The 20,439-nt window shown below is 65.8% G+C and carries 15 protein-coding genes; 7 read left to right on the top strand and 8 right to left on the bottom strand.

The features are described 5' to 3' along the window. Nucleotides 1-140 precede the first annotated feature (140 nt). From AC3A6P_RS01865 to AC3A6P_RS01855, 3 genes are read right to left on the bottom strand one after another with little or no spacing between them, the layout of a single operon-like run. On the bottom strand, nucleotides 141-809 hold the full coding sequence (locus AC3A6P_RS01865; RefSeq protein WP_487687619.1) for an SIMPL domain-containing protein: 669 nt from the start codon (nucleotides 807-809) through the stop codon (nucleotides 141-143). Nucleotides 810-834: 25 nt separating this feature from the next. Next, the gene (locus AC3A6P_RS01860) at nucleotides 835-1,920 is read right to left on the bottom strand and encodes an aldo/keto reductase (RefSeq protein WP_487687617.1); all 1,086 of its coding nucleotides are present in this window, start codon (nucleotides 1,918-1,920) and stop codon (nucleotides 835-837) included. A gap of 17 nt (nucleotides 1,921-1,937) precedes the next feature. Further along, nucleotides 1,938-2,588 (bottom strand): sigma-70 family RNA polymerase sigma factor, encoded by a 651-nt coding sequence (locus tag AC3A6P_RS01855; RefSeq protein ID WP_487687614.1) that lies wholly within the window; start codon nucleotides 2,586-2,588, stop codon nucleotides 1,938-1,940. Nucleotides 2,589-2,772: 184 nt separating this feature from the next. Here AC3A6P_RS01855 and AC3A6P_RS01850 point away from each other — a divergent pair, with 184 nt between their 5' ends. Genes AC3A6P_RS01850 through AC3A6P_RS01840 form a run of 3 tightly spaced genes read left to right on the top strand, consistent with a single transcriptional unit; the run spans nucleotide 2,773 to nucleotide 5,189 of the window. After that, complete coding sequence (locus AC3A6P_RS01850; RefSeq protein ID WP_487687611.1) at nucleotides 2,773-3,192, top strand: helix-turn-helix domain-containing protein; 420 nt, start codon at nucleotides 2,773-2,775, stop codon at nucleotides 3,190-3,192. Continuing rightward, on the top strand, nucleotides 3,189-3,521 hold the full coding sequence (locus AC3A6P_RS01845; RefSeq protein ID WP_487687609.1) for a hypothetical protein: 333 nt from the start codon (nucleotides 3,189-3,191) through the stop codon (nucleotides 3,519-3,521). Before AC3A6P_RS01850 ends, AC3A6P_RS01845 begins: the two co-directional genes overlap by 4 nt. A gap of 9 nt (nucleotides 3,522-3,530) precedes the next feature. After that, entirely contained in the window at nucleotides 3,531-5,189 is a 1,659-nt protein-coding gene (locus AC3A6P_RS01840; RefSeq protein WP_487687607.1) for an SLC13 family permease, read from the top strand. Nucleotides 5,190-5,236: 47 nt separating this feature from the next. On the opposite strand, the gene AC3A6P_RS01835 is transcribed toward AC3A6P_RS01840, so the two are convergent. Then, nucleotides 5,237-7,501, bottom strand: a complete 2,265-nt coding sequence (locus AC3A6P_RS01835) for a sensor histidine kinase (protein ID WP_487687605.1) — start codon at nucleotides 7,499-7,501, stop codon at nucleotides 5,237-5,239. Between the two features lie 439 nt (nucleotides 7,502-7,940). On the opposite strand from AC3A6P_RS01835, the gene AC3A6P_RS01830 reads away from it, so the two are divergent. After that, nucleotides 7,941-8,615 (top strand): LuxR C-terminal-related transcriptional regulator, encoded by a 675-nt coding sequence (locus AC3A6P_RS01830; RefSeq protein WP_487687602.1) that lies wholly within the window; start codon nucleotides 7,941-7,943, stop codon nucleotides 8,613-8,615. A 482-nt stretch (nucleotides 8,616-9,097) separates the two neighbouring features. On the opposite strand, the gene AC3A6P_RS01825 is transcribed toward AC3A6P_RS01830, so the two are convergent. Next, nucleotides 9,098-9,406 (bottom strand): hypothetical protein, encoded by a 309-nt coding sequence (locus tag AC3A6P_RS01825; protein ID WP_487687600.1) that lies wholly within the window; start codon nucleotides 9,404-9,406, stop codon nucleotides 9,098-9,100. A gap of 64 nt (nucleotides 9,407-9,470) precedes the next feature. Between AC3A6P_RS01825 and AC3A6P_RS01820 the strand changes: the two genes are divergently transcribed. Continuing rightward, nucleotides 9,471-14,267, top strand: a complete 4,797-nt coding sequence (locus tag AC3A6P_RS01820) for an Ig-like domain-containing protein (RefSeq protein WP_487687598.1) — start codon at nucleotides 9,471-9,473, stop codon at nucleotides 14,265-14,267. Nucleotides 14,268-14,313: 46 nt separating this feature from the next. On the opposite strand, the gene AC3A6P_RS01815 is transcribed toward AC3A6P_RS01820, so the two are convergent. Together AC3A6P_RS01815 and AC3A6P_RS01810 are read right to left on the bottom strand one after the other, a co-directional pair. Next, entirely contained in the window at nucleotides 14,314-15,069 is a 756-nt protein-coding gene (locus tag AC3A6P_RS01815) for a class I SAM-dependent methyltransferase (protein WP_487687596.1), read from the bottom strand. Continuing rightward, a complete protein-coding gene (locus AC3A6P_RS01810; RefSeq protein ID WP_487688127.1) occupies nucleotides 15,066-16,013 on the bottom strand; it encodes a methylenetetrahydrofolate reductase in 948 nt (315 codons plus the stop codon). The genes AC3A6P_RS01815 and AC3A6P_RS01810 overlap by 4 nt, the downstream gene beginning before the upstream one ends. 203 nt (nucleotides 16,014-16,216) lie before the next feature. Here AC3A6P_RS01810 and AC3A6P_RS01805 point away from each other — a divergent pair, with 203 nt between their 5' ends. Further along, nucleotides 16,217-17,374, top strand: coding sequence for an acyl-CoA dehydrogenase family protein (locus AC3A6P_RS01805; RefSeq protein WP_487687594.1), 1,158 nt, complete (start codon nucleotides 16,217-16,219; stop codon nucleotides 17,372-17,374). 17 nt (nucleotides 17,375-17,391) lie between these two features. Next, complete coding sequence (locus AC3A6P_RS01800; protein WP_487687591.1) at nucleotides 17,392-18,498, top strand: acyl-CoA dehydrogenase family protein; 1,107 nt, start codon at nucleotides 17,392-17,394, stop codon at nucleotides 18,496-18,498. Nucleotides 18,499-18,658: 160 nt separating this feature from the next. On the opposite strand, the gene AC3A6P_RS01795 is transcribed toward AC3A6P_RS01800, so the two are convergent. Beyond that, nucleotides 18,659-20,422, bottom strand: coding sequence for a metallophosphoesterase family protein (locus AC3A6P_RS01795; protein WP_487687589.1), 1,764 nt, complete (start codon nucleotides 20,420-20,422; stop codon nucleotides 18,659-18,661). Nucleotides 20,423-20,439: the final 17 nt, after the last annotated feature.

Raw genomic sequence — 20,439 nt, 5'->3', positions numbered from 1 at the left:
CGCAAACAGTGGAACCAAACCAGCACGCACCACGATGATCCTTCCTCCGGCAGAAAGAACCTCTGCATGAGTCCATGTATTGACGCCCTGGAAGATACTGCAGCAAACACCAAACCGCCACTGCTGGGCACGCGTGTCGGTCAGACAGCCCCGACGACGAAGCGCGCATCCACCGCGGCTGACACCTCGATGTCCTCCGGTACGAACTCCACTTCGGCGCCACCACCGGCTCGCAGGGCCGCCGCGCGGGCGAACGGAGCGCCGCCGCCGGTGTCCGGACGCAGGTGCGCGCCCAGCATGCCGGCATCAGCGATGGCAACGGGGCGCACGGCACCGAGGCCGAGGGCGTCGGAATACTGCTGAGCCCTGTCGGCGGCATCCAGCACGGCGCGGCGACGCGCCTCCCGGCGCAGCTCGTCGCGGCGCACTTCGGTCAGCGCCCACTCCACGCTGGACACTCGGAAGCCCTCGGCGCCGGCGATGTGTTGGCCGACCCAGCGCGACAATTCGAGAAAGTCGCGGAACTTCACGTCCACGGTGACGCTGGCGCGGTGCACCAGCGGCAGCTGCTTACCGTCACTGTTCCACGGCCGGGTCGACGAGGTGCGTAGCTGTCCGGCTGACCACCATGTGACGGGCCCGTCGAGCAGCCCGGCCACCGAATCGCGCACCGTCTCGAGGTCACGTGCCACCCGCTCGTAGACCGGTTGCATCTGCGGGCCCTCATAGGAGATGGTCGCGTGCACCGTCCCGCGCTCGGGTGGCTGGAACGCCGAGAAGCTGCCCCGCACGGTGATGTCAGTCGCCATGACGGCAACGGTATCCGGCCCGGGTTCAGACAGCCTGCGGGATGGGCGATTTTGCCTGCGGACGGCTGGTGTCCACCTCGACGCCGCCGAAAACGAGCTGATGTGTCATCGGCTTGCGCAGGAACACCGTGGGGAAGATCGCGCCGGGATCACTGGCCGCATCCAGGCGGCTGATTTGCTCGTCGTCGAGGACGATGTGCAGTGCGTCGAGATTCTGTTCGGCCTGGGTGAAGGTGCGGGCACCGATGACCGGTGACACCACACCGGGCTTGTGCAGCACCCAGGCCAGCGCCACTTGCGCTGGGGTGACGCCGATCTCGTGCGCGACGGTACCCACCACGTCGGCGATGTCGAGTGCGCGCTGGGTCATGTTTCCGCTGGCCGCGATGACGCCGGTGCGGCTACCGGCGGCCGGAGGCGAGCCCTGCTGGTCCAGGTCGGCCCGGCCGTACTTACCGGTGAGCACTCCCCCACCCAGCGGCGACCAGGGCATGACACCGAGGCCCAGTTCGATACCCATCGGGATCAACTCGTGCTCGACCGAGCGTTGCACCAGGCTGTACTCGATCTGCAACGCCACCAGCGGCTCCCAGCCGCGCAGCAGCGCCAGCGTCTGCATCTGGGCGATGCGCCAGGCCGGGGTGTCCGAGACACCCACGTACACCACTTTGCCGCTGCGAACCAGGTCATCGAGGCCGCGCATCACTTCCTCCGGCGAGGTGGTGAAGTCCCAGGCGTGTACATACAGCAGGTCGATACGGTCGGTGTCGAGCTGACGCAGGCTGGTCTCGACCGAGCGGATCATGTTGAGCCGGTGATTGCCTCCCGCGTTGGGGTCACCGGCCCGCCGCGACATGGTGTACTTCGTCGACAGAACCAACCGGTCCCGGTGCGGCGCAATCAGTTTCCCGACCAGTCGCTCGGACTCGCCGTCGGTGTAGTTGACGGCCGTGTCGATCAGGTTCCCGCCCCGCTCGACGTAGACGTCGAAGATCCGGCGGGATTCGTCGCCGTCGGCGCCCCAGCCCCACCCCGTTCCGAATGTCATCGTGCCGAGCGACAGCGGGAAGATCCGCAATCCCGAGCGGCCGACGAGGCGATATGCAGACATGGTGTCCCCCTCGGATGTCAGGACGCCAGGGCTTCGGAAGCCACCAGCGGGCCGCGAAGATAACCACGGTCACGGGCGACCTCAGCCAGCAGCTCCCGGAGTTGACGCCGGCCGCGGTGCAGCCGCGACATCACCGTGCCGACCGGTGTGCCCATGATCTGGGCGATCTCCCGGTAGGTGAATCCCTCCACGTCGGCGTAGTACACCGCCATCCGGAAGTCCCCCGGCAGCGCCTGCAGAGCTGCGGCAATCTCGTTGTCGGGCAGGGCCTCCAGCGCTTCGACTTCAGCAGAACGCAGGCCGGTGGACGAATGATCGGCCTCCGAAGCCAGCTGCCAGTCGGTGATCTCGTCGGTCGCATACTCCGCCGGCCGCACTCGCTTCTTGCGGTAGCCGCTGATGTAGGTGTTGGTCATGATCCGGTACAGCCATGCCAGCAGGTGGGTGCCTTCGCGGAAGCGGTGGAACCCGACCAGAGCGTTGATCATGGTCTCCTGCAACAGATCCTCGGCGTCGGCATGGCTGCGGGTCATGCGCAGCGCACCTCCGTAGAGTTGGTCCACCAACGGAACCGCGTCGCGCTCGAAACGCGCTTTCAGCGCGGTGTCACTGTTGAGGGAGGTCACCGGGGCCAGCCGGCGATCCTTCGAGTCGAGATGGTGCGTCATCGTTGCTCCTCTGCCCGGCTTCTCACGGTCGCTGTTGGAGACAATGTTCGTCCGATCAGGGGACACTGGTCTGCATTGCTATCCCCAATCCCGACTACCGGGTAGCAGGTACGCCGTGGCCGCAGCCGCCGATTGGCCATTACGCATCATTCCCTATCGGTGCCGCCTCAGGGAGCGATAGGGTATGTTCACTCTCGTGTACTCCCCCGACGAGGTAGCCGAGTTACTCGGCCTGCACGTGCGCACCGTCCGCGGCTATGTGCGCGACGGACGGCTGCCTGCGGTCCGAATCGGCAAGCAGTACCGCATCTCTGAACAGGACCTGCGCGCCTTCACCGGGGACACCGAGCCTGAACCCGCGCCCCGGGTGGAGGTCACCACCATCGTGCAGATCAGCGACATCGGCCGGGCACTGATGGACCGGGTGTCCACCCTTGTGGTGGCATCGGCCAACAGCGATCCCGCGGGTCGCCGGCACCTGACTGTGCACACCGCCTACGACGAATCCCAGCGCAGCCTGAAGGTGATCATCGTGGGCCACCCCGACGACGCCGCCGGCATCCTCGCAATGATCAGCGCCCTGGTTTCAGAGGGAGCGCCGTGAGTTTCGATGCCCACACTCTGCGCGACGCACTCCGCACCGACCTCATGTCTGCCATGAAGAGCCGTGACACCGATGCCGTTGCGGCGCTGCGCACCGCGATCGCCGCCATCGACAACGCCGAAAGTGTCGATACCACAGGCCTCACCGACACCGAGGTTCCACGACGGGTGCTCACGGCCACCGACGTGCGTGACATCCTGGCCGGGCATGTGCGGGACTACCTGGCCGACGCCGACGGTTACGACGCCGTGGCTCAACGGGCTGCGGCGCAACAACTGCGCCGACAGGCCGACGTGGTTGGTCGTTACCTGCACGAGGACGCAACATAATTCTTCCCCATGGCAATTGTTGCGGCGGTGATCGTGATCATCACGCTCGTGGTGATGACGATGGGTACCGTGCCGGCGGTGCTGGCGTTGTTGTGTGCGCTGGTGACGGCCGGGCTGGTGGGCATCGCCACGCCCGCCGAGCTTTTCGCGGGTCTGAGCAACGGCGGCGTCATCACCATCGCGGCCATGCTGGTGATCGCCAAGGGCGTCCTCTATACCGGCGTGGTGTCCCGGGTGATGTACCGGCTGCTCAACGGGGTGTCGACATCGACGCAGGCGCTGGCCCGGCTGATCCCGCCGGTGGGCTTCGTTTCGGCCCTGATCAACACCACCCCCATCGTGGCCATGCTGATCCCGGCCGCCAAGGAGCTCGAGCAGCAGTCCGGTGTACCGGCACGCAGTGTGCTGCTGCCCATCGCACATGCCACCACACTGGCCGGTTCGGCAACGCTCATCGGCACCAGCTCCAACCTGCTCATTGCCGGCCTGGCCGCACCCGCCGGGGTGGAGTTGTCCATGTTCTCCTGGGTGCCGATCGCGGTGCCGGTGGCAATCGTGGGGTGGCTGGTGCTGTTGGTCACCGCTCCGATCATGTTGCGGGGACGCTCGGCAGATTCCGAGCGGGAGTTGTCTTGGCGCGCTGAGATTCCGGTGTCGGGGCGGGCCAACCTGATCGGCAACACCGCAGCCAGGATGGGCGTTCACACCACACCCGATTTCGAGCTCATCGAGATCCAACGTTGGGGCGCGCACGTCGACCACGATCAACCCATCGAAGACGGTGATGTCCTCGTCTACCGCGCCACCGAGGCCGGTGTGCGGATGCTGTGGGGCAGTCCGCGCTTCGGCCAGTCCCGCCAGGACCTGTTCGCGGTGTCCATCGCCACCGAGGAGCAGGCCACCATCCGGGAACTCGAAGAGCATGACGACATCCAGGTGATTGCCGCCCAGACCACCGAGCTGCTGCGTGACACCCCCGCCCACGCCGGCGAGATGTGCCTGGTGACAACACGATCCAGCGATGTCCTGGCCGACCACCCGCTGGTGGGGCTCTGGCAGAAGGTGGCGGGAAAGGCCCCTCAGACCAGCAAGACCTGGACTGCGCTGGCCATCCTGCTGGCCGTCATCGGCGCGGCGGCACTCGAACTGGCGCCCATCGAGTTGATCGCTGCCACCGGCGCGGTGCTGATGGTGGTGACGCAGGTGCTGACGCCGCGTTCCGCGGTGCGTGCCCTCAACTGGAACATCCTGGCGATCATCGCCGGTTCCATCGGGCTGGGCACCATCGTGGTGGAGAGCGGTCTCGGCGACCATATCGCCGCCGCCGTCCTGCACCTGTCCAGTGGCAGCACCGCGCTGGTGGTGTTGGTGATCGCGCTCGGCACCACGCTGCTGACCAACATCGTGACCAATGCCGCGGCCGCCGCGATCCTGACGCCGGTGGCGCTGACGGTGGCCGCGTCCGCGGGGCTGGACCCGGTGCTGTTGTTGACGTTGATCGGCACGTGCATCTCGTTCACGTTCCTCAATCCGTTCAGCCACCAGTCGAACCTGATGGTGATGAAGCCCGGCGGCTACAGCACCGCGACGTTCTTCCGGTTCGGGGTGCCGCTCACATTGGTGTCGTTGCTGACGGTGTTCGGAGTCGGCTGGGCGCTGCTGGGATAGCGCCTCAACATCTTCCCCGCTGAATGCCCCACCTGTCAGCGGGCGGTTCAGGTGGTGGCATCGGCGGCCTCCGTTTTGAATCGGTGCCGGATCAGGACCCACAGCGTGGGGCCGTCGCTGACCACGTCCACCGCATCGGTGAACCCCGAGAGCGCGTCGGCGCCGGTGCCGTGACACACCACGCTGACGGTCACCTCGTCGGGCTCGGCGGTCACCACCAGCCGCACGGAGGTCATGTCCTGCTCCAGGACCACCGCCAGCGGTGTCGTCAGCGCAGCGATGGCGCCGGCACCGAGATCAGGCAGATCGCCGGCAACCTCCACCACCACGTCGACGTTGCGTGCTTCGGCGTTGTCGATCAGTGGCCGCAAATTCTGCATCAACGGGTTGTCGAAAGCGGCCGCCTGATCGAAAAGTGCCCGTAATCGGCGTGATTCGGCGCGGGCCCGTCGCTGCAGCCGCTCGTCCACCTCCCCGGTCGCACTGAGTTGCCGCAGCAACGGCACCACGTTGTCGACCAGTTTGGCGTACCGACGTTGATACTCGGCGCGTAGCGCCTGGGCCACCCGTTCACGGCGCCGAAGACGTTGATGCGCCTGGGTTTCAGCGTGCGCGTCCAGCGCCGCCTCCCGCATCAGGCCGTTGAACACCAGGGCGAACAGCTGCACCGCCAGGATGCTCGCTGTCCCCAACCCCACGTTCACCAACGCCTCGGCATCGGGGCTGCGCGCCAGTTGCACCGCGGCGCCGACCGTCCAGTAGAAGACCAGGATGGACGCACCGGCGCGAGTGGGAAGCGCCAGCGCGGTGGGCAGCACGCACCAGCCGATGGCGTTCTGCACCCAGTGAGCCTGCCCGCCAATGCCGTTGACGTCGACGATCAATGATTGCAGCACCACGACGATCAGTAGTGTCACGGTAGCCGGCCACAACATCACCCACCGCTTCCAGAGCAGCCCGGGCAGCGCGGCCAGCGCAGCGGCGGCCGCGGCCAGAAACAGGCAGATCTCGAGGCTCGGGTGTGCCGAGTGCTCCAGCACGTAAGGCGCCGATGCGACGAGGTTGGCGATCGCGTATGCCGTCAGCGCCAATCCGTAGCGCAAGCGCACCCGGTCGATGAGCCGATCCGGATCGGCGGGCTCTGCGGCCGCAGCGGCGGTCTGCTCGGTGGACCACGACAGCCGGGTGACGGTGCCCGCTCCCGGGGTGGAGGAAATGGCGGCGCTGCCGCCGGCGCGTTTCATCCGTCCGACAATCGAATCGGCGATGCCGTGTCCGGTGCGTGGCTGGTGCACATCGAAGCCGATTCCGTTGTCGCGGAGGGTCACCAGGTCGGGGTCGACGGTGATGGTGAGGGCGGTCGCCCGGGCATGCCGGTCGACGTTGTTCATCGCCTCACGAGCGGCGGATACCACTGCGGTGGCGAGGTCGCCGCGCAGCCAGACCTCGGGTGTGCCCTCGATGACCACCGGGGTGTCCAGATGCTGGGCGGCCTGATGCAGCGCAGACACCAGCTCGAGGCGCTGGGGCGGTGGCACCCAGGGTCCGTCACGCAGCAGCTCCAGATCCCGGTTCGCCTGTGCGGCAAGTCGAGCCGGCGGCATCGCCGCACCCTGGCCCACCATCAACAGCGTGGAGGCGGCGGTGTCGTGCAGCAGGGCCAGTTGTTCTCGTTCGGCTTCCCGAACCGCCTCGGTGACTTGCTGGTTGAGTTCGGCGCTCTGTCGTTCGGCGCGAACCCGGTCCACTTCCACGGCGACGCGCAGCAGCATCGCCCTGATCAGCGCCGCCGTGACCCATTGCAGCGCAAAGTAATACAGCGCGGTGATGTCACCGAGGTGGTTCCATCCGGCCACCGTGGCCCCACCGTAGGCGTAGATGGTCGCGATCGCCATCGACATCGGCAGACTGGCCCTTGCCGGCACCGACACCGAGAAGCTCACGACTGCGGTCCCGGCGATGGCCTGCGGAGCGGTGTTGTATGAGTGGAACAGCGGATCCTGCAGCAGGTACGGCATCGCGGCGCACAGCGCCAACACGAACAGCAGGTCGATGCCGGTGCACAGCGGGTGGTGCGATCGCGTCGCCAACCGGTACCCCGACCAAAGGCCGAGCGCGATCAGCAGCGCTTGCGCCGGTCGCTGCGCCACCGACTGCGGGTCGAGCAGGGCGATGACCACGACCAGCAGGTTCACCGTGTGGCGCATGAGCAGGCCCACCGTCGCCGCCCGCCGCATCAGCTGTCGCTGGGACACGTCGTCGGCAGATGCCGTCGTCGGGCTCCCGGCCGCGCTGCGGGCCCGACGAACCATCGCTCGCACCCAAGCCCCCCGACCCACACGGCGACCATAACCGACAATTGGCGTCAATTTGCTGTAGCGGCCCCAGCCCGCGATTGGGGGTGCGTAGCGCATGAGTGAACACGCGTCCATTTGTCTCACCACAATCGGCCGGCGACCGAGGCCCTCTGCTTGAACGCCCGTTAGAACCACTGCAGAATTTGAATTCAATTCACACCGACGCGCATCTGAGTGACCCCCCTGCAACTGCGGGGACGAGCATGCAACCCCATGGGGCCGGAGTCACGGGACCTTCGATGTGAACGAATCCGCGGTGATGTGAACCACGAGTCGGAAGATCCTTATGTGGGTAATGGGAGTAGTAGTCGCGGCTTGGCGACCATGCGATTAAATTAGTTCCGCTTGGTCAAAGTAGTTTGCGGAATCCGCAGCGGGGTTGGGGGTCCAGTACATGCACGACGAGGGGGCTGCCCGCCCTGTCACAGTCGCGATCATCGATGATCACGACGTCGTCCACGCCGGGGTCGAGGCGTGGTGCGCCAGGGCCGAACCGCCGATCGAGCTCGTCGGCAACTTTCTGCACCCCAACGAGTTCCTGGCCCGTTTTCCCGACATCCCGAATCAGGTCGACGTCGTTCTGCTCGACCTGCAAATCGACGGCAACCGGCCCGACTTCGCCACGCTGCGCAAGCTCTGCGAGTCAGGTCAGCGCGTCATCATCTATTCGCACCTGACGGCCGACGAGATCATCCTCACCAGCCTCGAACTGGGTGCCGTCACCTACCTGGTGAAGTCCGAGGGCCGGCTGCACCTCATCGAGGCCATCCACGCGGCCGGTTCCGGCACCCCGTACACCGGCCCGCGGATGGCGAAGGCCCTGGTCAACGACCGTACCTCCGGCCGGATCAAACTCTCCGAGCGCGAGAAGGAAGTGCTGCGGGCATGGTTCCAGACCGAGAGCAAGGAGTTGGTGGGCAAGCGGCTCTACATCGCCCCCACCACGGTCCGCACGCATCTGCAGCGTGCGCGGGCCAAGTACGCGGCGGTGGGCCGACCCGCGCCCACGAAATCGGCCCTGCTGGCTCGGGCCGTCGAGGACGGCATCCTCAGCCTCAACGAACTGTGACGCCCGAACGTGTCATACGAACGTCCCAATTTGCGCCGTGACCTTTGCCTTTGCCCATGACGGCCTCTAGTCTCGGGACTGCACCGCACAGCTGCGCGGTGACAGTTTCAGGCGCACATTCACCCGGACCGGGATGTGCGCCTGGTGTCCGCTGAACGCGGACAGGCTGAGGCGGCGCGTTCGTCGGAGCAAGGGGGAGCCGACGGGCGCGTCGCTTTGGTTCGCTGCCCTTAACACAGTCTCGGCTCGCCGCGGGCTAATTCGCCGACAGTCATCCGAACGTATGACACGACCTATCGCAGCGTCGGCTGTCGCACTCAATGTCCTTGTCGCCCAATCGGATGATCTTCTCCCGACACGCCACTGCACGCCGATTCAGACCTCCACAACACCGCCTCGTGATGTATACCTTCTGCGATAGCAAACTTTCGTACGCGTCAATGCGTGCGCGACATCAGGGTGGGACTCATGGCGGGTGTGCATCACGCGGGTAAAGGCAGCAACGGCTCGGCACGGCGGAAGCGCGGTGCACACCGGGCCAAACCGCGGCGCCAGCCGTATGCCTGGCTTGGCGCCAGCGCGGTCGCTGTGGGTGTGGGCATGGCGCTGGCCAACGGCACCGCCGTCGCGCATGCCGACGACACCGATTCGGGAAGCAGCACCGCCTCGGCAACATCGGAATCGTCCTCGGACGCCGGCTCGCCCCCGGCAGGCGACGCGAGTACCACCCCGGGTAGCGACACCCGCGACGCGGATTCCTCCGGCGCTGAGAATGATTCCGGGAACGCCACCGCAGAGGACGCCGAGTCCGAGGACGAGGGTGTCGACGAGGTCGAGACCGAGGACGAGGACGAGGTGGCCGAGATAGTGGTCGACGAGGTTGACGTCGACGACAGCCAGGACGAGACCCTGCGGGTCTCCACGACCTCAGGGCGCGACGACGAAGCGCCGGCCACTGAGGTGAGGGTCGACGAGCAGGTCACCGAGCCCGGGGAAGAAGAAACCGCCGGGGTCATCACCACCCTTGTCGAGGACAGCCCGACCGCCGAGGCGGCCACCATCGACCCGGAACTTGTCCAGCCGCTGGCGGCCACCACCTCTGTCGTCAATACCGATGCCACTGCCCGGACCACCGTCGACACCACCGCCGCAGAGGCTCCGGCACCGATCACGGTCAACAGCATCGTGACCGATGCCCTCACGTGGATCGGCCTGGGCCCGCTGGCGGCCAATCTACCCATTCCGGCATTGCCGGTCCCCTCCTTCGTCGAAGCGCTGTGGTTGGCAGTCCGCCAGAACATGTACACCTGGAACAACCAGCGGCCCGTCGCGACCACCACCATCTCCGGCCGGGACCCGGTTACCGGCGTCATCACCGGCAGAATCAATGCCGTTGACTACGAGGGTGATCCGATCACCTACATCGTCAGCACCGACGCCGCGCACGGCACCGTGGTCGTCGACGCTGAAGGCAACTTCACCTACACCCCCCACCCCGCGTATGCACTGACCGGCGGCACCGACAGCTTCGTCGTGACCGTTGATGACCGTATCGGCAATCCCCCGCACACCTACGGAATCCTTGGTGCCCTCGGCATTCTCGGTCCCACCACCACCGCCCTGAGCCTGGTGCTGGTGCCTGTACTGCCGGGCAACCGCTCTCCCAGGCCCGGCACGCCGCCGTTCAGCTACACCGTCAATACCACCACCGGTGAGGTGACCGGCACTCTCAACGTGACTGATCCTGACGGCGATGATCTGGATTTTGCTGCCGCCACCGTCATCGACCCGGCCAAGGGAACACTGGTCATCGATCAAGAGACCGGCACCTGGAAATTCACCCCGACGCCAGCAGCTCGGTTGGAAGCCTGGGCCTCACCGGGGGTGGACAACCTCAGCTTCACCATAAGCGTGAGCGACGGTGAAGCACCGGCGGTCTTGGTGGAGGTCATCGCTCCGATCCGCCCAGCCGTCCACTACTGGGTAGAACGCCTCGACGGAAGCGAGCAGCAGTCGTGGGGCAACCAGGGCTTGGCAGTTGGCGGCGACGGCCGCATCTACTTCACCACCTACATCGTCGACGATCGGGCTGGAGAGCTGGTTGTCCTCAACGCCGACGGAACATATTCCAAGACAATTGATTTGAGCACTGCTGTACCGTACGAGTACTTCACTGCCTACGACGTGGCGATCGGACCAGACGGTCGTGTGTTCGTCAGCGGCGAGGCAGGTGCCACGCTGGATGAGCTGAACACCGAGACCGGTCATGGAGTGATCGTCGTGATCGAACCAGACGACTATTCGGTGTCCCTGTTCGTGGCAACGGAAGCTCCCGCCAGCGCGTTGGCCGTGAACGGGGACGGCCGGGTCTTCGTCGCCAACTGGAACAGCGACGCGGTGACGGTCTACAACCCGGACGGCACAGTCGCGGAGGTGATCGAGACCGGGTCGCTCTCGGCAGGTGACGACTCGGGAATCGCCGGTCTGGCTTTGGGCCGAGATGGATTGCTCTACCTCACGAAACCGCAGTTCGGCGTCGTCAAGATCGTGCGTGCCGATGGCACGACCGCCAACATCTTGGAAGTCGACGGCGAGCCCTGGGCAATCGCCGTTGGCGACAATGGTGCAATCTTTGTCACCGACTTTTCTGACAGCCGCGTGGTGGAGCTCGATCGTGACGGCCGGGTCGTCCAGGCGGTGACGCTGGGTTACAACGCAAGCCCGTCCGACGTGACCATTGCCGCAAACGGCAACATCTACGTCCCGTACGTGACTCCCACTGGAGGCGCGATCGCGATTGTCTCGCCTCGGCCGATCGAACAGACAGAGCCGTCACTGTCCGGTGATCCCATCTCTGGACAACCCGTCGTCGGTGGGATTGTTGTGGGAACTGACGTCATCTACAAATCGACAACGCGTTACGACGAGACCGGGAATTCCGCGACCACGACGATCACGGTGATCAATCGCGACGGGTCAATACGATCCGTGAACGCGCCGGGAGAACCCGTCGGTGCACTTGTCCTCGTCGGCGACGCGGCCTACCAAACCCTGCAACTCACAGACCCCTCCACCGGCGAGCAGCAGACCGGCGTACTGGTCGTGACGCCCTCCGGCGGCCAAACATTCACCGGGTTCCTATCGGGTCGATCGGCCGGGCCGATCGTCGTTGGTTCGGGCAACGCTGCATTTCAGATCGTCTACGCGAGGGATGCGGCGACGGGTGAGTACACCACAACAGTCGTGGCGATCACGGCCGCCGGCGGTGTCACCCGGCACACCATCGCCGGATACCCCGGTTCGCCAGCATTCGGCACGCCGCACGGGCCGGTGAAGGGCGCAGATGGAACCCTGTACCTGACAACCACCGGCACGCTGGACGGCGGCGCCGACCCCGTGGTCACCGTGTCGATTCTGACCGCTGATGGCCTGACATCGCACGCCACCCCGGGGTTGGCCGGCGGCCCTGTTGTGATCGGGAATGACGGCACGGTGTATCAGACGATCGTCGACGTCACGCTCGACCCTGATAGCGGGGATGCGACGTTCACGGCCGTCGTCGCCGTTCTCACCGAGACCGGACTACAGGCACTACCGAATTCCCTTTCTGGTCTGCCCGTGGGCGGTCCGGTCGTAGCTGCCGATGGGACCGTCTACCAGACAGTCGTTGACCTGGGTGACGGCACGGCTGCGCCGACCACGACGGTCGCCGTGGTCGATGAGTCGGGTTTGACCGTGGTGGTCGAGAACATCTCGGGCACACCGACCGACGCCAATGGGTCGTTCATCCCTTTGGTCGCCGGGCCAGATGGCCTCGTCTACCTCACCACGTACGGCGAGTTCCGCGGCGGCGACGGACAACTCGTCACCCTGGTGGCCGCACTGTCATCGACTGGGCTGCTCTACGGCACCGGTGCGGTGGGACAGCCGATCGGCACTGCGGTCGCCGGAGATGGAGTTGCCTTCCAGACTGCGTACAACGCCGACAACGACACCACCTACATTGTCGTTGTTTCTGCGGCAGGCAACGCCGTACACGAAATCGACGGATATCCCGGCAGCCCGCAGGGCGGTGCGTGGGAGCCGAGCTCGTTGGTACCAGGACCCGATGGAACTGTCTACCAAGTAATCACTTCGCAGAATCCGCTCACCGGCGACTACCAAACAGTCGTGGCTGTTGTCACCGCCGACGGCATCAGCACTCCTGCGATCGCCGGTTCACCTGGCGGCGCGGTGGCCATTGGCCCCGATGGCAAAGCCTACGTGAGCGTCGGCTCGTTCGACTCTGTTGCTCAGACGGCTTCCACCCAGGTATTCGTTGTCGATTCCAACGGGTTTTATCAATACGGTGGCCAGATCTCTGGAAACCCTTTCGGTGCAGTTGTTTTCGGCCCAGACGGCGCTGTCCATCAGACGGTCATCAATACCGAAAGCAACGGCTCAACCACTACCGCACTGCATCTAGTCCAGGGCGCAGAGACGAACCACGTTGAGGGACTCGTTGTCTCTGCGCGCACGGCGGCCCGTACCATCTCACTGGCCGCGGCCACGTCTAGGACCACTCGCACCGTCAACGACGCCTATTTGCAGCCTTTCTTCGCCGCTGATCCGACCGGCCGATTCACATACACGGCCACCATCGCGTCGATGCGGGGAATGACGTTCGACTTCCCGGTCTTGAGTGACCAGGAACTTGCCGCCCTGGTCGCCAGCTCCGGATACACATCTCGAGGATTCTCGCGAGACGCGCAGGGCCGGCTCATCTACAAGAACAACTACTCTCAAGACGTGCTCGTGGTCTACGGCTCCAATCCCAACAGGCCTGCGGAAGGCGCGGTCTTGGTGCGGCCGGGAGCCACGGTCGCCTTGCCCGCCGGCGCCGAGGGACGAGCAGCCAGTGCGATGCTGCCCGGGAACCCGAACTGGGATTCCCTCGCATACCGCGGTGTGTCAGCGGTACCGACCACCCCGCCGAAAACCGGCGCAGTAGTCACTCGCGTGACACCGGTTCATTCGATGAAGACAACTGATCTTCTTTCTCGGATACCCGGGACACACGACACCGTCAGCTACGAGGTGATCAAGAAGTCGAATGGCGAGAAACGGGTCGTTGTCTACATCTCAGGCATGACCGGCGACCTGCTGAAGGACCCCAATTCATTCACGGAGATGCTCGGGTTACGCAACTTCGGACAGATTCCCTCCGCGGTGAACCACGCGATCAACGCCGCAGTGCAAGTCCACAATCCCGCCGAGATCATGATCGTCGGGTACAGCAAAGGCGGGATGATAGCGCAGAATTACGCAGAAAGCGGAGCCCACAAGAACAAGGTCACCGTCATCGTCACCTACGCTTCGCCCGTCTTCAAGAAGACAAATTCTCGCTACCAGGCCATTCACATCAACGACCCCATGGACGGCACCGCCAATAATGGTTTCATCAAGGATGATTCGGCGTTCAGGGACAACGTGGCCAATGGTCGTGTCTATTTGACTCCAGACACCCACTACGCGGGAAACAAACACGACAGGGCGAACTATGAAACAGCTACCAAGAACTTTGAATGGGATCCGAAATGGCAGACCGTGAAGAACAAGATCAAGTCATTCGAGGGTGAGCTGTACATCGGGATGACCACCCGGAGCTTCTGATTTCGCAGTGCAAACGCCATCGCGCAGGTTGCCGAACTTCCATCCGTCAAGCCCGCCGCAGCACCAGCAATTCTCCGGTGACCTTCCCGTCCTCGAGTAGGCCACCGATGAGCTTGCTCTGACGTTCGGCCAGCTGCCAGGCGCGCTCGCCGTGATGCCGTGCCTCGAGTTCCTTTGTCACGGTGTCGATCTTGTCCTGCCACTCGTCCGGGATGGCAGGCAGATCGGCGGTGCTGAGCCAGTGCGTGGTGCGCAGCCCGCTGCGGTCGATCAGCTCGGTCAGCGAGTCCCGGGTCGGGAAGTTGTTTCCCTCGGGCTGACCGGAGGGGTTCGGGGTCTGCGCCATGAACACGAGCAACCCGATGCGCCCGGGCGGACGCACCACCCGGCGCAGCTCGGTCAGGAACGTCAGCTGATCGTCCACCGTGCACATCACCCCCAAAGACCATGCCGCATCGAAGATCTCGTCCTCGAACGGTACGTCTGTCGCGCTGGCCTGCACCACCGGATACCCGAACAGAGCGCGCGCTGCCCGGCACGCACCTTCCTCCGGCTCGAGCAGCGTCGGGCGTACCGAGCGCTGTTGCACCGCATAAGCAGCCGGCCCGCCGACACCGGCACCGCTGTCGAGCAGGCTCTCCCCCGGGGCCAGCTCGAGACGCTCGATCAGCCAGTCCAACGCGGCGGGGCTGCCGCTGCCCCGGCAGCCCGCGGGAATGTGAAAGGACGGCCCGAGATCGCGTGCCACCTCGGCCGTCCACTCGGCGACGGTGCTGAACTCCGCCTCCATCGCCTCACTCATGCGAACTCCGCCCTGATCCGACGACCGACCTCGGCTTTGATCTGCGCACCAACACGGGTGCCGGCGCCCGATGCTGAGCCTGAGAGGTTCACCCCTTCGATTCCCTCGATCGCCAACAGCGCCCGCGCCTCGGCGACGGCCGCCTCGATACCGGCTTCCACGGAATCCTGCGCATCGACCACCCGGGCAACTACCTCCTGATCGAGTTCGAGCCCGGGAAGCCCTTGGAGCACCGCCGCCGACACCGGGTCGGTGAACACGGCGACCGCGGCCAGCACCGGTATCGAAAGCCCCCACGCCCGAGCCTGTTTCATGAACACCTCCACCTGAGCGGGGTACGGCACGTGGTTCAGCACCGCCATGCGCGCCCCTGCGGCCTGCTTCTGCACCAACCGCGCCGGGCGGCCCTGCACCGGCGGGGCGGTCAGCGTCTCGGGCGCTGCCGCTGTCATCCCCAGCGATGCGGCCAACGACAGCAGCCGGGGCCCGTCGAGGTCGAAGGTCTGGGTGACGTCCGGGCGTACGTCATAGCCACGCCCATCGCCGGTCACGCAGAACACCGTCTGCACACCGAGTTGCTTCAAACCCCGCAGCTCCTGCTCGAGGACGATGCGGTTGCGGTCGCGACACGACAACGTGATCCACGGGGTGACGCCGCTGTCGCGAAGCATCCGCCCGGCAAGGGTGGGCGGAAAGTCTGGGCGGTTCTGGTGCTCGCCCACCAGCACGGCGTCACAGGACAGAGCCAGCACCTCGGCGGTGGCCGCCAAGTCGGCGGGGTCGAACGGAACGCAGCTGAAGTCGGTGAGTACCAGCGGCGCGGCCGTCGGAGCGGCGGCGGCCACCGGCCCGGACCACGGCACGATGTCGGGGAATGCGCACGGTCCGGGACGCATCTCGCAGGAACCGTCGGGGCGTACGCCACCACACGGCCCGAACTCCATCCGCTTCGGGCAGTCCACCCCCACTGCCCTCCCCTTTCCGCGGTGCCGGCGATACAGGGGTCTACCCACTGTGTTGGTGGGTAACCGCAAGAGGCGGCGGCACGACCCGGAGACGGGCCCTCAGACTCCCCAACCAACCGGTCGGCTAGCCTGTATTCAACATCGGTCTAAGATCGCCCCAACACCGAGCACGGAGGCAGCACATGCAGCTGGCGTTGACCCCGGAGGAAGCCGCCTTCCGCGACGAGCTTCGCACCATCTACACCACCAAATTCCCCGAGGACATGCGGGAACGCACCCGCCTCGGCGGACACCTGAGCAAAGACGACATCGTGGACAGCCACAAGATCCTGCACGAACACGGCATCGCCGTGCCGAACTGGCCGGTCGAGTGGGGCGGCAAGGACTGGACCCCCACGCAGCACCAGATCTGGCTCGATGAGATGCAGCTGGCCAGTGTCCCGGAGCCGTTGACGTTCAACGCCAAGATGGTCGGCCCGGTGATCGCCGAGTTCGGCAGCCAGGAGATCAAGGAACGCTTCCTGCCGCCGACGGCCGCCCTCGACATCTTCTGGTGCCAGGGCTTCTCCGAGCCCGAGGCCGGGTCCGACCTCGCTTCGCTGCGCACCACCGCGATCCGCGACGGCGACACCTATGTGGTCAACGGACAGAAGACCTGGACCACACTCGGCCAGTACGCCGACTGGATCTTCTGTCTGGTCCGCACCAACCCCCAGGCGCCCAAGCGCCAGGCCGGCATCTCGTTCCTGCTGATCGACCTCGACACCCCGGGCATCACCATGCGCCCGATCAAGCTCATCGACGGCAGCTTCGAAGTCAACGAGGTGTTCTTCGAGGATGTCCGGGTGCCCGCCGATCAGCTCGTCGGTGAAGAGAACCAGGGCTGGACGTATGCGAAGTTCCTGCTGGGCAACGAGCGCACCGGCATCGCCCGCATCGGCGCCACCAAGGTGGCTCTGGGTGAGGTGAAGAAACGTGCGTCCGCCACCGGCCTCGTCGAAGACCCGCTGTTCGCCGCCCGCCTCGCCGAGGTCGAAAACGACCTGTTGGCACTCGAACTCACCCAGATGCGGGTGGCGTCGAGCTCGAAGGACGGACAGCCCAACCCGGCATCGTCGGTGCTGAAGCTGCGCGGCAGCCAGCTGCAGCAGGCCACCACGGAGCTGATGGTGGAGGTGGCGGGGCCGGACGCGCTGCCGTTCGAGGCCGCGGCCATCGCGTCACCGGAGTGGGCGCAGGCCAGCGCGCCGCACTACCTGAACTATCGCAAGACGTCGATCTACGGCGGCAGCAACGAGGTGCAGCGCACCATCATCGCTTCGACCATCCTCGGACTGTGAGATAGGGCCTCAAGACAATGGACTTTCAACTCAGCGACGAGCAGGAATTGCTGCGTGACACCACCCGCGACCTGCTGGCCCACAGCTATGACGCCGAGCGCCGCAACAAGGTGATCGACACCGATCTGGGCTGGAGCCGCGAGGTGTGGGGCCAGCTGGCCGACACCGGCATCCTCGGTCTGGGCTTCGACCCCGACGAGTCCGGTCAGATCGAGATCATGTTGGTGCTCACCGAGGTGGGTCGCCGGCTGGCGCCCGAGCCGGTGCTGCACGCCGCGCTGGGGCCGGGCGCGGTGATCGCCGAGGTCGGCAGCGACGAGCACAAGCAGCTGCTGGACGAGGTGGCCGAGGGCCGGTTGTTGTTGGCGTTCGCGCATTTCGAGCCCGGTATGCGCGGGTCGACGCCGACGGTCGCGACGACGGCCGAGCGTGACGGTGACGCGTGGGTGTTGACCGGCCGCAAGAATCCGGTGCTGGCTGGTGACACCGCCGACAAGTTGGTGGTCACCGCCGCACTGCCGGACGGCGGCACCGGGCTGTTCCTGGTCAACGGTGACAACGTGACCAAGCAGGGCTATCGGACCTTCGACGGTCAGCGCGGCGCGCAGATCGACCTGGAGCGCTCCCCCGCCGTGGCGCTGGGCTCCCCCGAGGATGCGACGGCGGCCGTCGAGCGCGCGCTCATCCGCATCCAATCGGCGTTGTGCGCCGAGGCCCTGGGCGCGATGGAAGAGTCGCTGCGGCTGACGTCGGATTACCTGAAGAGTCGCAAACAGTTCGGCGTCACGCTCAACACGTTCCAGACGTTGACGCAGCGCGCCGCCGATATGTATGTCTCGCTGGAGCTGGCCCGCAGCATGAATCTTTATGCCGCGATGTCCATCGCCGACGGCGTGCTGTCGCCGACCATCGCCGCCCGCGCCAAGCTGCAGATCGCCCGCTCCGGCCGGCACATCAGCCAGGAAGCCATCCAGCTGCACGGCGGTATCGGGGTGACGGCGGAGTACCCGGTGGCGCACTACGCGGCCCGGCTCACCGCCATCAACCACACCCTCGGGTCGGCGGAAGATCAGCTCCATGTGCTGACCAAGCAGATCGGCGAGTACGAGATCGCATCGCTTTAGGGTTCTGTCGCTGGCGAGTCGCACAGACGCGGGCAACTGCGGACTTGGTCCCGCCGCGCCACCCTGCGGTCGTCACAACCTCGGAGCGATCTAGCGGATCCACGGCCCCCACGTGAGCCTCGCGGCAACACAATTCTCGGCTGGGCGAGGGATGGCTTCATCACAAGGTGAACTCGTCGAACTTCACCGCTCCGGCGGCGGTGTTGGCCATGTCGACATACCAGCTGGTGATGGTGCCGGTGCCCGTGTGCAGCGCCTGGAACACGATGAGGTTGTTGTCGGCGATGTAGGGCTCCGGCACCCCGTCGGCGTTGAGCCGCGATGCGATGCTGGGCACTACCGGCGCCAGCCCACCCGAATTACCCTGCGCCAGATAGTTGTCGGGATTCCAGGGTGGCGGTGGGATGGGGCGGCTCGCCCCTGAGACGGGTAGGAACGCGCCGTAGCTGTTGCCGGTGTTCGACGCCTCGAGGTAGTTGACGCCGGCCGGTGAGACGAAGCGGTTCCACAGATGATTGTGGCCGTTGAGCACCAGATCGGTGCCGGCGCTCTCCAGCAGTGGAGTGATGTCCCGCAGCAGGATGTCCTCCGCGGCCGGGTAGTCGTAGCGGATCCCGATGAGTTCGCCGTTGCCGTCGCGTTCCTCGATGCGCTGCGGGTGCGCGAAGGCCGGGGTGGCGTTCTCACCCAGGCTCTGGGGGCCTTCGTGCAGCATCACCACGGTGTACTTGGCGTTGCGGAACTCCGGGGAATTCAGCTCGCTCTGCAGCCAGTCGTACTGTGGTGAGCCGACGCTGAGGTCCTCGAAGATGAACTCGCCGTGGCCTTGTGCCAACGGGTCGTCGAGACCGTCGCGCGATTCCTGGTACCGCGTGGTCGATGTGCGGGCGGCCGGGTCGGCATCGGCTTTGTCGGAGCGCCAGATTCGCGTCGCGAACAGGGTGACGAGCCGGATGTCGCCCACGGTGGTGGCGTAGTAGCGCCCCGTGCCGGGCAGCGAGAAGATCTCCTCATAGGTGGTGGTGTTGAACCCATCTGGGGCCACCGCACGCGGTACCGGGTTGTAGAAGGAATCGGTCAGCGAGGTGTGCCCGTCGCGGCGGCCCTGCACTTCGTGGTTGCCGATCGCCGGGAAAATCGGTGCGTTCTGCAGGATCTGGCCGCCGCGGTACACCACGCCGTCGCTGGCTTCACGGCCGCCGCGACCCTGCATGCCCGGGAAGAATGCCGAGCCACGCTGATCGTCGAACCACTCCGAGGCGCGGTCGGGCACATTGATCAGATCGCCGGGCATGAACACCGCATCGATCGGGCCCAGCTGCTCGGTGATGGTGCGCGCCGCCCACTCCAGATTGGCCGGGGTGTTGACCATCAACTGGTGATCCGAGGTCAGCATGATCACCGCCGCCTCCCCCGGCGCCAACGGCCCACGCACCTTGAATGTTCCGGATACCGCCAGCGCGCCCCCGCGGGTGCTCACCACGCGGTAGGGCTCCCGGATACCGGTCGGCACGGTCACGACGGCGTGGTGGCGATACACGTCGCGCGCCCTGATACCCGTCAACGGTTTACGGTCAGCGGGCAGCTCGGACTGGGCGTCCTCGGCCACCTGCGACAACTTCGCCGTCACCGCGGGCAGCACCCGCACCCCCTCGGCGCTCCCCCGCGCGAGCAGGTCCGGCAGCTCGCCGTCGGACAGCGCCGCCACGCCCTCTCCCACCAGAACGTAATGGGCGTCGCCGCGGAACTCGGTGAACCAGGCGATCTCGGTGGAGTCGGGATGCGGGCGCTGCTGGAACGGATCGGTCAGCAGCGCCAGCGGCTCCTCGGCACGTGAAGGCGTGACGCCGAAGGCGGCGGTCAGCACGGCGACCCAGACGACGATCAGCGAGCAGCGCATGGCCCCACTCTCTGACACGGGCATGGACGGAGTCCAGCCGA

It is taken from the genome of Mycobacterium sp. Soil_C_30, assembly GCF_057656995.1.
Note: the sequence above shows the minus strand (reverse complement) of the source record. Positions and strands in the feature narration are given on the sequence as shown.

Excerpts from the sequence above, each read along its gene's own strand:
- AC3A6P_RS01865 (WP_487687619.1), bottom strand. The coding sequence starts at position 809 with ATGGCGACTGACATCACCGTGCGGGGCAGCTTCTCGGCGTTCCAGCCA.
- AC3A6P_RS01860 (WP_487687617.1), bottom strand. The coding sequence starts at position 1,920 with ATGTCTGCATATCGCCTCGTCGGCCGCTCGGGATTGCGGATCTTCCCG.
- AC3A6P_RS01855 (WP_487687614.1), bottom strand. The coding sequence starts at position 2,588 with ATGACGCACCATCTCGACTCGAAGGATCGCCGGCTGGCCCCGGTGACC.
- AC3A6P_RS01850 (WP_487687611.1), top strand. The coding sequence starts at position 2,773 with ATGTTCACTCTCGTGTACTCCCCCGACGAGGTAGCCGAGTTACTCGGC.
- AC3A6P_RS01840 (WP_487687607.1), top strand. The coding sequence starts at position 3,531 with ATGGCAATTGTTGCGGCGGTGATCGTGATCATCACGCTCGTGGTGATG.
- AC3A6P_RS01835 (WP_487687605.1), bottom strand. The coding sequence starts at position 7,501 with ATGGTTCGTCGGGCCCGCAGCGCGGCCGGGAGCCCGACGACGGCATCT.
- AC3A6P_RS01830 (WP_487687602.1), top strand. The coding sequence starts at position 7,941 with ATGCACGACGAGGGGGCTGCCCGCCCTGTCACAGTCGCGATCATCGAT.
- AC3A6P_RS01815 (WP_487687596.1), bottom strand. The coding sequence starts at position 15,069 with ATGAGTGAGGCGATGGAGGCGGAGTTCAGCACCGTCGCCGAGTGGACG.
- AC3A6P_RS01810 (WP_487688127.1), bottom strand. The coding sequence starts at position 16,013 with ATGGAGTTCGGGCCGTGTGGTGGCGTACGCCCCGACGGTTCCTGCGAG.
- AC3A6P_RS01805 (WP_487687594.1), top strand. The coding sequence starts at position 16,217 with ATGCAGCTGGCGTTGACCCCGGAGGAAGCCGCCTTCCGCGACGAGCTT.
- AC3A6P_RS01800 (WP_487687591.1), top strand. The coding sequence starts at position 17,392 with ATGGACTTTCAACTCAGCGACGAGCAGGAATTGCTGCGTGACACCACC.
- AC3A6P_RS01795 (WP_487687589.1), bottom strand. The coding sequence starts at position 20,422 with ATGCCCGTGTCAGAGAGTGGGGCCATGCGCTGCTCGCTGATCGTCGTC.